Annotated in this window: 13 protein-coding genes; 7 read left to right on the top strand and 6 right to left on the bottom strand. The window is 40.7% G+C overall.

What is annotated here, in order from left to right:
* Positions 1-12 precede the first annotated feature (12 nt).
* The 5 genes from cyoC to J8M00_RS05780 are packed head-to-tail and all read left to right on the top strand — an operon-like array spanning position 13 to position 2,952.
* Positions 13-633, top strand: a complete 621-nt coding sequence (gene cyoC, locus J8M00_RS05800; protein ID WP_023399254.1) for a cytochrome o ubiquinol oxidase subunit III — start codon at positions 13-15, stop codon at positions 631-633.
* A complete protein-coding gene (cyoD, locus tag J8M00_RS05795; protein WP_023399253.1) occupies positions 633-974 on the top strand; it encodes a cytochrome o ubiquinol oxidase subunit IV in 342 nt (113 codons plus the stop codon). Before cyoC ends, cyoD begins: the two co-directional genes overlap by 1 nt.
* Before the next feature lies 1 nt (position 975).
* Entirely contained in the window at positions 976-1,860 is an 885-nt protein-coding gene (cyoE, locus tag J8M00_RS05790; protein WP_023399252.1) for a heme o synthase, read from the top strand.
* A 4-nt stretch (positions 1,861-1,864) separates the two neighbouring features.
* A complete protein-coding gene (locus J8M00_RS05785; protein WP_023399251.1) occupies positions 1,865-2,467 on the top strand; it encodes an SCO family protein in 603 nt (200 codons plus the stop codon).
* Positions 2,464-2,952 (top strand): hypothetical protein, encoded by a 489-nt coding sequence (locus J8M00_RS05780; protein WP_211009390.1) that lies wholly within the window; start codon positions 2,464-2,466, stop codon positions 2,950-2,952. Before J8M00_RS05785 ends, J8M00_RS05780 begins: the two co-directional genes overlap by 4 nt.
* Positions 2,953-3,660: 708 nt before the next feature.
* Here the strand turns inward: J8M00_RS05780 and J8M00_RS05775 are convergent.
* From J8M00_RS05775 to J8M00_RS05750, 6 genes are all read right to left on the bottom strand, one after another.
* Positions 3,661-4,500, bottom strand: coding sequence for a glycosyltransferase (locus J8M00_RS05775; protein WP_211009389.1), 840 nt, complete (start codon positions 4,498-4,500; stop codon positions 3,661-3,663).
* Positions 4,501-4,856: 356 nt separating this feature from the next.
* Positions 4,857-5,321 (bottom strand): hypothetical protein, encoded by a 465-nt coding sequence (locus J8M00_RS05770; protein ID WP_211009388.1) that lies wholly within the window; start codon positions 5,319-5,321, stop codon positions 4,857-4,859.
* Positions 5,322-5,534: 213 nt separating this feature from the next.
* On the bottom strand, positions 5,535-6,398 hold the full coding sequence (locus J8M00_RS05765; RefSeq protein WP_211009387.1) for a hypothetical protein: 864 nt from the start codon (positions 6,396-6,398) through the stop codon (positions 5,535-5,537).
* Positions 6,399-6,832: 434 nt separating this feature from the next.
* Positions 6,833-7,423 carry a hypothetical protein gene (locus J8M00_RS05760; RefSeq protein WP_211009386.1) on the bottom strand — a complete coding sequence of 197 codons (591 nt, stop codon included), beginning with the start codon at positions 7,421-7,423 and terminating at the stop codon, positions 6,833-6,835.
* A gap of 207 nt (positions 7,424-7,630) precedes the next feature.
* On the bottom strand, positions 7,631-8,905 hold the full coding sequence (locus J8M00_RS05755) for a metallophosphoesterase (RefSeq protein ID WP_211009385.1): 1,275 nt from the start codon (positions 8,903-8,905) through the stop codon (positions 7,631-7,633).
* Positions 8,906-8,960: 55 nt separating this feature from the next.
* On the bottom strand, positions 8,961-11,750 hold the full coding sequence (locus J8M00_RS05750) for a TonB-dependent receptor (RefSeq protein WP_211009384.1): 2,790 nt from the start codon (positions 11,748-11,750) through the stop codon (positions 8,961-8,963).
* Between the two features lie 310 nt (positions 11,751-12,060).
* Between J8M00_RS05750 and J8M00_RS05745 the strand changes: the two genes are divergently transcribed.
* Both J8M00_RS05745 and J8M00_RS05740 read left to right on the top strand, forming a co-directional pair.
* Positions 12,061-12,972: a GGDEF domain-containing protein gene (locus J8M00_RS05745; protein ID WP_211009383.1), complete on the top strand. Its 912-nt coding sequence runs from the start codon at positions 12,061-12,063 to the stop codon at positions 12,970-12,972.
* Entirely contained in the window at positions 12,972-13,970 is a 999-nt protein-coding gene (locus J8M00_RS05740; protein WP_211009382.1) for a helix-turn-helix domain-containing protein, read from the top strand. Before J8M00_RS05745 ends, J8M00_RS05740 begins: the two co-directional genes overlap by 1 nt.
* The last annotated feature ends 23 nt before the right edge of the window (positions 13,971-13,993 follow it).

Raw genomic sequence — 13,993 nt, 5'->3', positions numbered from 1 at the left:
AAGTTTTAAACTATGTCAAACGATCACGTAATCGCAAACGACGTTCATGATCACCACGATGATCATGATCATCATGATACCGGTGGTGATACTATATTCGGATTCTGGATATACATCATGAGTGACTGTATTTTGTTCGCAACATTGTTTGCAACATATGCAGTACTAAGTGGCGGCTTCGCTGGCGGCCCAACACCAAAAGAGTTATTTGACCTTAATCTAGTTGCAGTTGGTACTGCGTTCCTACTATTCAGTAGTTTCACGTTTGGTATGGCAATGCTTCAAGCCAACCAGCGCAAGATGAAAGGCATGATCACTTGGTTGGTCATCACATTACTACTTGGCCTTGGTTTCCTTGGCTTAGAACTGTATGAGTTCTGGCACTTCAGTACGCTTGGTGCAACACCTCAGACAAGTGGTTATTGGTCTGCATTTTATGCACTAGTAGCTACGCACGGTCTGCACGTATTTGGTGGTATCATCTGGATGCTTGTTCTATTCGTTCACTTCAAACGTGACGGATTTACAGAAGACAACCTAGTAAGACTTTCTTGCCTAAGTTTATTCTGGCACTTCCTAGACATCATCTGGATCTGTGTATTTAGCGTTGTGTACTTAGTAGGAGTGATGTAATGGGCCACACTAATAACGAACATGGCACTGGCGGTGCAGCTCACGGTAGCGTTAAAGAGTACACGATAGGTTTACTTCTATCTCTTGTACTAACTGCTATTCCGTTTTTAGTTGTAATGTATGATTTGGCATCTCCAGCGTTAACGCTTGGTGTCATCTTAGTTACAGCAATTGCACAGCTATTTGTACAACTTGTATTTTTCTTACACATGAACTCATCTTCTGAGCAAATATGGAACACTACTTCAGCCGCGTTTATTGTGTTGACAGTGGCCATAGTTGTGATTGGCTCCATTTGGATTATGGAGCACCTAAATCACAACATGCTCATGGGACATTAAAATGTTAAGAAGTTACCTGTTAATTACAAAACCAGGCATTATCTTTGGTAACTTAATCACTGCGGTTGCGGGCTACGTGCTCGCAGCCAAAGGTAATATTGATTTCGTTACGTTTACAGCAATGATAGTGGGTACGGTGTGTATCATCGCCTCTGGTTGTGTTTTTAATAATGTGATTGACCGTGACATCGACCAGTTGATGTCACGCACAAAGTACCGAAAGCCACTCTTAGAGTCTATTTCGGTAACCAAAGCTTTGGCCTATGCAACCCTTTTGGGTTGCGTAGGTTTCGCCTCATTAGCACTGTATGCATCTATGATGAGCTTTTATTTTGGCGTACTTGGCTTCGTTGTATACGTAGGTCTATATACGCTCTACTATAAGAGAAAATCGATATACGGTACTTTTGTTGGCAGTATTTCAGGCGCTTGTCCTCCTGTAATGGGGTACTGTGCCGTTAATGGTCAATTTGATATTGGTGCCGTTGTAATCTTGGCGATCTTCTGTATTTGGCAAATCCCGCATTCTTATGCAATTGCTATTTACCGATTCAAAGACTACAAAGATGCTAATATTCCAGTACTACCAATCGTCAGTGGTGTTGAAGTTGCTAGAAAACACATGATTGGCTTCATTGTTGCCTTTACTGTACTTGCACTTTCACTATTCACATTAAACTACGTTGGTGCCATTTTCGCATCTCTTACGTTTATTATTGGATTGGTCTGGCTATTGAGCACTATTTTCGACTTCCATCGCATGGACAATCATACTTGGGCTAAACGCGTGTTTATTCTATCACTCGTAGCCATTACCTCTATGAGCGTCTTGATGTCTGTTGATTTTGCTCACATTGACCCAACCTCATATGTGACAGCAAGGTAGAGTTATGAAGCAGTTTAAGCCCGCTCACTTACATTGGATTTTGTCTTTTCTTGGTATTATTGGACTAATTTGGTTTTATTTAGCTACGACCACTAAAGACTTTAATGAAACGAGAAAATCTTTCGATGAATTAGGTGGCGATTTTACGCTGCAAAGCTATGCCGGTCCTGTTTCACTCTCTGACTATCAAGGCCAAGTTGTCGTTATGTACTTCGGCTACTTATCTTGTGCAGAGGTATGCCCTAACTCACTCGCGGTAATGACAAATGCATTCATGCGTCTTGAGAAACAAGGGCTTGATCAGGTGCAGGGCTTACTTGTCACAGTAGACCCTGCGCGTGATACAGTAGAAGATTTAAAGGAATATACCGACTACTTTCACGAGCGTATTACCGGTTTAACTGGCAGCGCTGAACAAACTAAAGAAGTTGGTGGATTATATGGCGTTTATTATGATGACCAAAACCTTGAAGAGTCGTTTATGGAGTACTCTGTAGCACATGCTTCAAGATTTTATATCATCAATAAAGAAGGCGATTTAATCACCGCAATGAGTCATACAACAACGCCAAATGAGCTTGCAGCACAAATTAAGGAGCTACTATGAAGCACAAGTTATTCATAGCGGCCCTATTGCTAACAAGCACTCAGGTTGTTGCAAAAAACTCGATTGAAACGATCATCGAAAAATATAATGTCAAGAACTGCCACAGTGAATTAAAAACCATGGCAGAGGACGTTATTGGTTCAAAGAAACATCGCCTACTCGTTTCAAATCAAACCAGCAAAAATGAGTTTGAAACCTTGTTGGTTACGGGTGTACTTGAATATAAAGATAGACAAAGCCATATCACTTTTTCTATGTCTCACAGTGATCAACACTGTGAAGTTACTTATAAAGAGAGCTTTGCTGTTAAAAACCCATGTATTGTGGTACGTGAGGAAGTATTCAAGAAGTGGCTATTTAAAGGCAAATTAAACGACCATACACATGTTTTTTCTCATAAAAGAGATGAAAACTTTGTTGGCTATATGACCAGTACCAAAGACGGCTCATATTGTTTAGTCAGCCGTCAAAAGAAGACTTCTTAGTCTGTTTAGAATCAGTGCAGTAATAGTCTCTCTTTACTGCACTACTCTAGCTTCTTACCACACTTCCCTTCTCGATAAACTCCTACTTTTCCATACTCTTTTTATGTAAATTACAGGCTTTGAGAGCTCGCTCAGCGCACACCTCTGCATTGATACTGACTGCCAATGTCAGTAAAGCCTAAATTGACTTATTTGCTATCAATAAGGTGCGCTCTATATGGCCGACTGTGAAGGGGCGTATATAGTCCAGCCACCTCACTCGCTTTCAATCGCCTCGACAATTAAATGCGTTAGAAGCACTTATCAATACAGTGTATGACAAGCATCGTATTGCCTTTTTAGATTTAAGTAAAAGTACGATAGCAAACAGAAGCACAAAACCTGTAACCATACTAATCAGATGAATAATTGCGTTATCTGGAAGTGCTTGCGGTGCTTTTGCAAAGACATTTGCAAAGTTGGAAACAATGATTTGATAAAGATGCTAATTAAATGTAATCCTTCTCAAACAGATACATGAGGTTTTAAAAAGCCGATCCTCGCTAGCCGCGCTATTTCTGAGCCATGATTACCCATGTTTTTAAAGGTATCGCTATGAGGTGATCTGCCAGTATTTGTTGGAGTACCATCAAAAGGTGTGCTATGCATGACAGTACAACAATAGAGTACCTACTCTTTCTCACCTATCAAATTCAGTTATAGAGCAATTTACCTCGGTACAAAACGCTCACTAAACAGCTTTATTAAAAAGTTAGGCAGTGGATATTTTTTGTAGATCACCTTTAAGTAGGCTTGCCACGCATCATCTTTGAGCTCGTTGATTTCGTTGCTTGGTATAATATCTTTATAAATCTCTGAAAAATCCTTTAAAAATTGCACATCGCGACGCCTACTGGTTTTAGCGTATCCCTTACCAGCATAATGAATAAAATCTGCTTCTAGATAGTTTTCTTTGCCAAACATATCCATTCGATTAAATGCTTTGTCGATGCTTTGGTGCTTTAGTCCATGCTTATGTATGCAATAGTTGAAATAGCTTTGTTCGTAAAAGGATATCTTATTGCACAGTTTTTGTAGGTCTTCCAAACTAGTTTTTGAAAATAAGCCAGACTCCTTTGAAGCGAGGATGACGCCGGCGTTGTAATATACCGCTCCCTCTTCAGTACGTGGCCAAGATACATTTCCGAGTACATCAGTCACTAGCTTAATATCTGATTCGCGATTTTTTAATGCCCCCTCGTTAAGCCAATAAGTCGTATCACGATCTGGGTATAGATCAAATAAGTCTTTTGCATTCGGCTTAATTAACACGTCAGAGTCAAGGTAAAGCACCCTATCGTACTCTTTTAGCAACTCTCCAATACGCAGCTTTTCTGTCCAAGCTGGCGATGCGTGATATGCAGGTTCAGCAATGTCAATTTTGTAATGTAAGCTTTTTGATACGATCAAATCTGCACCGACTCTATCAGCGTAGAGTTCGAAGCTCTTCAAGGCAGCCTGATACATTGGGTTGTCGCCGATGGCGAGCGTAAAAATTGCTTTTTTCATTAATCTTGTATCCGAGTACTTACATAGCGTTATATCCTGAAAAGCTCATTGGCTCTGCAAGACACAGTTCAAGTCAGTGTTTATTTTATCTTTTAAAACACTTGGTTACAACGCATCATAAATTTTTCATAAAAGCCATAAACGCAGGTCAATGACCTAAACCTAGTTAAAAAAGTAAGATAACAAATACTCACATTACATATCGTATAAGAATGCAAAGCAGCTCAATAATATTGTTATGAATAGTAAACATTGTAACACGTGTAAACGGCACGAAAGTAGAGCTAGCATAGTGGGTTTCAATGATACTAACGTCTACTCTCTGTGGTTCAAATTACAAATATTTATGTCTAGAATTATAGATTTTCAGCATCAACAATACCTGATAGCGATATTCTGAGCATATCGTCATTATATACTTCTAAGGCGCCTCGTTTTTTATTGCGATATGTCATTTCCGGGGCAAGTAACTCTGTCCATTGCCCGTGGGCATATTTTTGGATTGAGTGTTTAACGGTTCCAATTATTCCCAACTTTTCAGACTTTTCAATATTGCCTATGAGCACGATTTTATAAGTTGGTTGACTATAAGCATCGTAATAGATTACTTCGCCCGGTTCACCTTCAACCAGCGTAGCTGTTACGTCATAGGATACCCAGTCACCGATTTCCAATTTAAATTCATAGCTAAATGTTTGCTCACTGCTCACTAGTTGCTGCGGCGCCTTATTTTCAGTTGATACATTAAGAGTTTGGGCATTGCCCGAAAAAATTAGTGACGCGCCTGTAAAAAGTATGGCTTTATGCCAAGCTCTGGTCATGTGTTACATCCTGTATATTGTATGTGATTTTTACATAATAAAAACGTTTGAGAGTCGACTAACGATATATTAGGGAGGTGAAGCTGATATGAACAAACACCAACTGCTTTTTTGGTGACAGTCTCAATTGGCTCACCAGGACTTGATAGCACCCTAAATTAAAAAAGGTGACTGTACTTAGGTCACCTTTTTGTTGAGCTATATATGGAGCAATTAACTACCAATATTGTTAGATACTTTAAAACTCATTTGTGGATCTTCAACAAACTGTGTCATGCCAGGGCGCTTATAAAACAGCGTGCGTGTATAGTTTGAAATAGCCCAAATTACCCCTTCTCTATCGACGTCGATATTGTAGAAAGAGCCGAATTTTGCAAGTTCACCATTGTTCAAGGTATACACACTTTGAGGGCCATCATTGCTTCCATAAACACTGGCAACAACGTAAACTTGGCCACCACCAACAGCAATGTCTACCAAAGAGCACAAGTTGCCACAAGCCACTTTTTGCTGTGTCCATTTAACTCCATCGTACTTAAACAACTTGTCACTTTCTGTGATTGCCCAAATCACGCCACCTAGTGCAACGTCAATTTTAGTGATCACTTCATTATCAATACGGAAATAGCCTTCAAAGCTGCCACTCTTGTCGTTAAACTTTTTAAGGCTTCCATCACCATTTACACAATATACATGGTCAACGGTGAACGAACTGACGTCTGTTGCCCCCCAGCAACCAGTCACTGACTGCCAATCATAGTTTTGGTATCTAAACGCGTTGCCGTTTTCTGAAATAGCAAATGTTGCCCCTTCATAAAATGCATAACCTTTGTCATCGGGCGATGTACCAAAATGATAGTGAAAGTACCCACCTGAAGCCGCGATCGCTTTTTGTCCGTGGGGAAGTTTTTTCTCTCTCCACAATCCGAACGAGTCATCTTTTTGTACCCATGGTACACCTAATCGGTCAATCGCTACACGTACCGGAGAATTGATAAACCCTTCCGCATTCGCACTATTTGGCAAAGTCACGCCTAAAGTCGCAATAACAGCCAAAGTTAAACTTGTTAATCTCATTTCCTTATTCCTATACTAGTGGTTGTCACGCGGCGTAGTTTACATAAAAATCATATTCAATCTTGTACCTAAATGATGTATGTCGATACTATTCAAGCAAATTGAACTTAACGTCTAATTGCTAATTAGTTTATATTAAATCTATTTATTACGAAGTGGCTTCCTTTATCAATAAAAGAGAGCAGTATCTGAAGGGGGCTTAATTTGGTTACTAATGGAGTTTTTTCGCAGACCTAAAAATGCATAAAATTTGGAGCCCTAACCAAGTATATTGCACACACATATTTCCTATTGAGGTCAAGGGGTTTAAATACAAAAATCTATAGAAGATATCTAAAAAGTTGCTGGGGAACTTTTAGTTTTCCCCAGACTTAGATATCATTTCTTGGCTACTCGATAATTTTCAGTAGAAAATACTTTCTATAATAAAGCCATTACCTGATATGCCACATATAACGAGATTCCATATTACATTCATTGAACATAACTAAAGAGTCATTATTTCTAGGATTAAACCCACCTTTACTAATATGAACACAAGAGTATGCCATATCATTTTTTATTTGAGCGGGTGAACCATATTCATACCGCTCTAGTGACCATTTTTGCCATGGATTATTTGGATCGCATGGTCGCAGAACTACCTCTGTATTATTATTAACACCACCATAGCTATTGGTGTGAAATTTGGGTTCCCAACACAAACCTGTGCGCTCTGCTCTATATGAGTCAGACTCATTATCTCCCATCCAACGAATTTGTCTTTCGGATGTATAAAACCAAGAAACTCGACTTTCAATACTATTGCATGAATCTCCATGTACCACTACATTAGTACCATTTTGAGTCTTAAACTTTATATTTCCACCATTTGGATGAATACAGGCTCGGCTACTTGCCAGAGCATGTTTTACTACTCCCCCTAGATAATAGTGGCTTTGATTCACTTGATAAGCTTCTTCATTAGCAATTGATGATAGAGACACCAAAGAAAAAGCTAACACCGTACTATTGATTAATTTCATAACATTTCCTTATTAACAAAAATCACGTAGGATAATAGCAACAAGAAAAAAAAGAGCAAAGAAAAAATCAACATATTAATATAATAGTATCCAATCACACCATTTAATCCAGTTCAAAAACAAACTACAAACACACCAATTAACTCAACCACTTAAAATATATTAAACTTTAAATTAATAAGCCTATTTTAAATATAAACCTGTTACTTAGTCACTACGATGCTTAAAAGAAAAACTCGCTTCTGGCTGCAACGAGCCTGATTTATCTTTCGGTGTGGTATAAAAGCTGACATTCAGGCGATCACTGCGGTTATCAAGTTCAATATGCGCAAAGCCCCAAATGAAGCTTTTCGCCCAAATAAGATCATACTCTGGGTAACGATTTTCTTGTTGCTGTGCAAACGGTGAGTGAGTTCCACGCATTTTTGACGCAGCTCCGCTAATAATTAAAGGCAGTTTGGGCTTATTATTCCCCGGCAAAACGCGAGAACAATCATCCGTAAGTAGTTCAAGGTCATGTTCATGTCCTGCAATATAGGCGTCTGCATACTGACATAACTCAGGTAAAATCAGCCGTCTTAACACGTGTCCTTCGTCATATTTAGTGCCGCCAATTGACCACAAAATATGGTGCCCGTAGACTATTTTCCACTTTGCTTTCGATGATTTTAAACCATCAGCTAACCATACTAGTTGCTTGTGGTCTTCGCCATTCACCGGAGACTCGTGCACCTCTATGTCTTCAACTTCTGCGACACCGCTTGCCAACGCTGAAGCAAGGCCTTGTTCACTACCGTCGTGTTTAAGTGGGATCTCGTAATAGTGCTGTCCAGATAACAACATGTTGGTATCGAGCACAAAAAACTCAACATCATTGCCAGGCTCGCCGATTTTATAACTATAGTAGCCTCGCTCATCCATATGGAAATTAGGCTGTTTTGCCATCCACTCCGTTTGAAGCTTTACCCCTTTTCGGGATGTTTTCCAGTCATGATTGCCCAGCGCAGAGTAAACAATAAGATCCTTATTATTTTTAAATAGTGGCTTTAGTGGCCCTAAAATAAGATCATTCATGCGCTTTTGATCATCTTTTCCATCATTGGCGTCAGCCCCATCTGGGTAGATGTTATCACCAAGTTGTATGCCAAACTCACAGGGCTTACGCTCGCACAATTTCGCCATTGCAGAGCCTACAGCCGCAGCACCGGTATCTTCTGTCGCGATTTCGGTGCCTGGATAAACATAAATTGGCGCATGGTCAAACTCGTCAATGGGTCTGTTGTCTTCAAGCCAATCCGCCTTCTCTGCTGCAATAAACTGCTGTTTGTTTTTGGGTTTTTTAATATGTTTGGTTTTCGGGTAATCAGGGTGGTATCCACCATCACCAAATGCCAAAAACGAAATAGTATCTTCAGCTGATACCAAAAATGTGCTGCTCAGCAATAGGGCTGACACTGCTATATGAGAGAAAGTTAACTTCATCGAGTATTCGCTGCTTAGTTGCCTAAACAGCGCCATTGTTTATTAGAATAAAAAATTAAAATGAGCTTAAGGTAATACCTAGTTGATACGAGCGACCATAACTTTCATATTGATAGTTGTAACGCGGTTGCGCGTGGTACACGTAGAGGGGTTCATCGGTAAGGTTGAGCGCATTGAAATACACTTGCGTTTGCTCGCTGATGTAATACTTCACACTGAAGTCAATTTGGTTATGCGCATCTTGGTAAACACGGCCATCATTTTCGGTCATGATGTACGATTTACTCTTGTAGCTATTACTCAATCGCGCACTAAGTAGGCTACTTTCATAGCCAATCATGAGGTTTGCAACGGTGTCAGACTGGTTAGGCAGGGCATCATCAGCATCAATAAATGTACCATTCGCAGATATCATCAGGCCATTATCGAAATTTTTGGTATAAGCCAATTCTAGTCCGCTGAGCTCGGCTTCTCCACCATTTACCGATTGGATCACTTCTTCAAATCCATCCCAAAGACCATTATCTTGTACCTGCTTTTTAGCTATATAGTTATCAATATTCTTGTGAAATAACCCCGCAGATAACACACCTATCTTGCCTGGATAATACTCGATAGAAAAATCAATGTTACTTGCTTCATACGGGTTAAGGTTTGGATTTCCAACTTCGCCTTTTCGTTCAATTTGTACAACGTCGTCATCCAAAGTCGTTTCGCTTTCTAATAATTGAAAAGCCGCAGCATCTCCAAAGCTAGGTCTAGCAATGGTCTGAGTATATGCGAAGCGAGTTATAAGCGAATCAGAATGGGCATATCGCATCGTGAGGTTAGGCAGTAAGTGGTCGTAATTTTTACTTACCTCCCAAGGTGTGATAGCGACGCGCTCACTATCCTCAATATCATTCTTAAGTAGCTCTACACGACTACCAACTGTGTCGTACTCTGTGTCTTCATACCTTAGACCGGTAATCACATTCAAATCGCCAACATCTAAACTCAACATCGCATACAGGGCAGACACGGTTTCTTGTGATGTATAGCTTTTGCCCTTACTTTCAATATCTGATTCCAAAACGTTTAGGTCAAAGCCGGCTTGATTCGATGAAAAGTAAGACCTGATCCCTTGCCGTGATAAACCTGGACCAAAATCGCCTAAATCAAATTCAGGACTGTCGATCGCAAACTGTTGCGCAGTGATGTCATCAAAGCCACCGTCATAAACCTTGGCATTGACGCGATTGAGTTTTTCTCTGTCAGAGTATTTCACCCCCGCCTTGAACTGTGCGTTGTAACCGTTAAGCACAAAATCCTTGCTGATATCCAACTTAAAACTGATTGCTTCATCTTCACTCAGGTTGTCTTCCCATACAATTTCATCCATTGAGAAATGACTGAGATCATGTGCTGAAGGTGGGTGAGATAAAGTGGGCGTATCCCCTAGGCTCGCATACCCCAAAGTAAGTGCTTCAGCTGCAAAATCAACATCCAATCGATTCGGCTCAGCTTCATCTGACTTAGAATAGCCAAGGTTATACTCAATAAACCAACTATTTAGAATGTGCTCCGCACCAGCCACAACTGACAGAATACTTTGCTCTTCATATCTATCTTTGGTGTCCCTGTCCATTTCAGCATCAGAGAAATAGGCAGCAGTGTCACTAGACTCAGCAGTTAGGTATTTGCCCTTGTCATACCGATACTCATTGCGCTTGCGGAATTCATCATCAGAAAATTCACTATAAAGTGTGCGCAGATAGTATTTATTCATCGCCCCTTGATGCAAATCCAGATTCAGTGCCGCGCCTAATCGCTCGCGTTTAACTTGATAGTGCCGCTGCTCTATTTCTTCGGCACCAAAAAACTCAACGTCCTCTCCTGTTTCTGCACTCTCCTGCTCTAGCAACATCCAGCCACCGTCCGTTTCCATATTGTGAGATCCAAACTTGCGCTCAAACCAAGAAACCGCTGTTGCCACTCCTAACTGTGTACTCGTGGCTAAATCGTAAATATCGCTAAAACTTGCTGAGAGTTTTGGACTTGTTTCATTCACTAACTCATTGTGAGAACCTTGTGCTGTGAAACTATAACTTTGCCCTTGTCTATCAAACGCACTTAAGCTTTTAACGTTGATGCTGCCACCGATGGCGCTTGCGTCCATATCTGGTGTTACCGTTTTACTGACTTCTAAGCTTTGTATAATCTCGCTAGGTATCACATCCATCGCGACACTACGGATCCCTGCTTCTGGAGAGGGCACATTTGCCCCATTAATGGAGACGTTGTTCAATCCAGGATCGATACCTCGGATCCCCACAAAACGCCCTTCACCTTGGTCACGCTGAATAAACATGCCAGGTAAACGCTGCAAGGCCTCCGCCGCATTTTGGTCGGGTAATTGGCCGATACTATCAGCACTGACAATCGTCATGATCCCATCTGCATTTTTTTGACGGTTAAGTGCCCCAGCCTGGCCTGCTCGCTGCCCAACAACAATGATGTTATCAACCTCACTGTCTAGTGGTTCGAGCACAACAGACACAGTGGTTACTTGTTTATCGTCGATTTTGACTGTTTGACGATAAGATTGCGCACCAATATAGCTCACTTCAAGTGTGTAGTTTCCCGCAGGTATTTGTGTAAAAATGAAGCGGCCATCTCGGCTCGAACTCACTTGTTTGTTTAGCTCAACAATTTTAACGTGTGCCCCTTCAAACAGCGCTTTGTTTTGTGCATCTCCTATCTGTCCCTGAAGGGTATTGGCTTGGGCACCGGTTGCAATTAAACCGAGCAGCATGGCCACAGCTTTGTGAGACTTTGAAAAAGGTAACGGTAGTGTATGTTTCATATTTATCTCGTACAGATTGTATTGATTGTTCACCCTAAAAATCGCAAAAACCTTATCTGTACATTATGAATTATTTATTTCACCCACACCTAGAACACACTGATTTCAATAGTTTTTCACTATAAACCAAGCATTACTGAGCTAATTTCACCCCCTTTAAAGTGTCGAAAACAATCGCCTTGTGATGTTTTGCTCAATTATTGCTATTAATATTAAAAAAACTGTCAAAGTAGTGAGCTAAATTGACCCTGTTAAAGAAATTTAACCGCAATAACATAACAATAATACTCACTAGGCTCAGCATTGAATCATGATATTTCCCTTTCACAAAGTTAGACATTTTTACTTGTGGCTATTGCTCATATTATCGGTCGCCGCAACCTTAATGTGCACAGTGTATCTAGGTGAGCATAAACCCTCATCCCACATAGAAACTCTCGATGCGCTAGGCGAAGGAGGTCTGGCATTTATGTCTTTGGTATGGCTTATCGCTACGTTGTTAAGCCGCCCCACTGGGCGCGTCACCACAGCGCTTGCTGGCGGGCTTACTTTAATGCTCATTTCACTGTTATTAGACTGCCTCGATGAATTTTTTACATTTGATCATATCCATCCAACTCTAAGCTCCTTAGAGGCCTTTCCTGCGTTGCTGGGCATGATTGTTATGAGCTTTGCTATGTACTGGTGGTATCAAGAGCAGACATATTTAAATTTAACCCTGCTCAAAAAAGAGCGGCACTTTCGCGAGCATACATTTACCGACTACGTGACAGGGCTTTATAGTGCCCGGTATATGGAAAAGCAAATTAGCACTGAAATTGAACAGCTAGTTAATACTGGTACAAAGTTTTGCGTTGCTATCTTGGACTTAAAATCATATGGACGCTTCTGTTTCGAACACGGTATTACCAAAGGAGAGCTATTGCTACGTGATACTGGCCAGTTAATCACGTTAAACATTCGCGGTTGTGACTTAGCTTGCAGGTACGCGGGTGACAAGTTCATTGTCCTATACCCCGCTACTCCACTTCATACTGCCCAATCTATTACAGAAAGAGTATGTGCAGCTGCACAAATACATTATCAATACGATGAAAACTTACTTACGCTTGACCCAAACACTTTGCATTGCGCATGCATTGAAGTCGCACAGCCAATGCAAAGCAAACAAATATTTGAACTTTTAATCAAACAGTTGCACCACAATAAGCAGGTAGCGTAGTGCTTTATTTTGAAACTTGCGAATCAAAACTCTCAAGCCATCAGTTGCTAGTACCGCTAATAGAGCTTGCCAAACAACGCGGGATACACCCTGACAAAGCACTCAAGGGAACCAAATTGTTTCACAGTGATTTTGAACAACCAGATCACGCCTCTAGCTTTTCGCAGCTAGAACAAACAATAAAAAACGTCATGACTTGCCACCTTGGACAGGACATCAGCTTTGTGCTTGGACAACATTTACTCCACAGTATCTGTGCACGCTATGCGTCGTATTTATTTCATTGCAGTAATCTCAAAGCATTACTTGTCGCTTGCAAACAACTACAAGGTGAGTTGTTTCCATATTTTAGCGTACGAATGTTTACGCAAAACAAGGCTATACATTTAATAGTCAACCCTGCGATTAGTGAACTCCAGCCGAGCGTTTACCGCTTCTTGCTCGAAGTGTGGCTAAGTTTAATCAACGGCTTTTTAAAGTGGCGCTTTGCAAATACGCAAGTGCAATTTCAACTGCCGTATACAACACCAATATATATTGAACAATATCAAGCCATAGGTGCAAATCTATTGTCATTCGGCCACCATTTTACTACTGTGGTGATTTCCAAAGAAGCATTACAATCGCGGCAAAACAGCGCAATACCGGCACTCCAGTCTGATATAAAAACTTTAGCCAACAGCAACGCTATTGGTTTTTTAGCCTATGCGGAATCATTTTTAATTGCCAACCCCAGAGCAACATTAGAAGACCTCGCCAATTACTTTAATACCAGTGGTGCAACACTGAAACGAAAACTCGCATTGCACAACAGTCAATTTAGTTGCTTAAAAGATAGGGTACTGAGCCAACAAGCAGGCTTCTGCATTGGGCAACAAGGCTACTCAAACTCGCAGGTGGCTAAAGTTCTGGATTTCAATGATTTGCCAAACTTTAGACGCGCAATTAAACGTTGGTTTGGCGTGACGCCGTCAGAATTAAGAAAAGTAAGGATATAAAAAGGAAAAAAGCCGCGGCATAG

Source organism: Pseudoalteromonas luteoviolacea (genome assembly GCF_018100925.1).
GTDB lineage: Bacteria > Pseudomonadota > Gammaproteobacteria > Enterobacterales > Alteromonadaceae > Pseudoalteromonas > Pseudoalteromonas obscura.
This window is presented reverse-complemented; position numbering and strand designations above follow the sequence as displayed.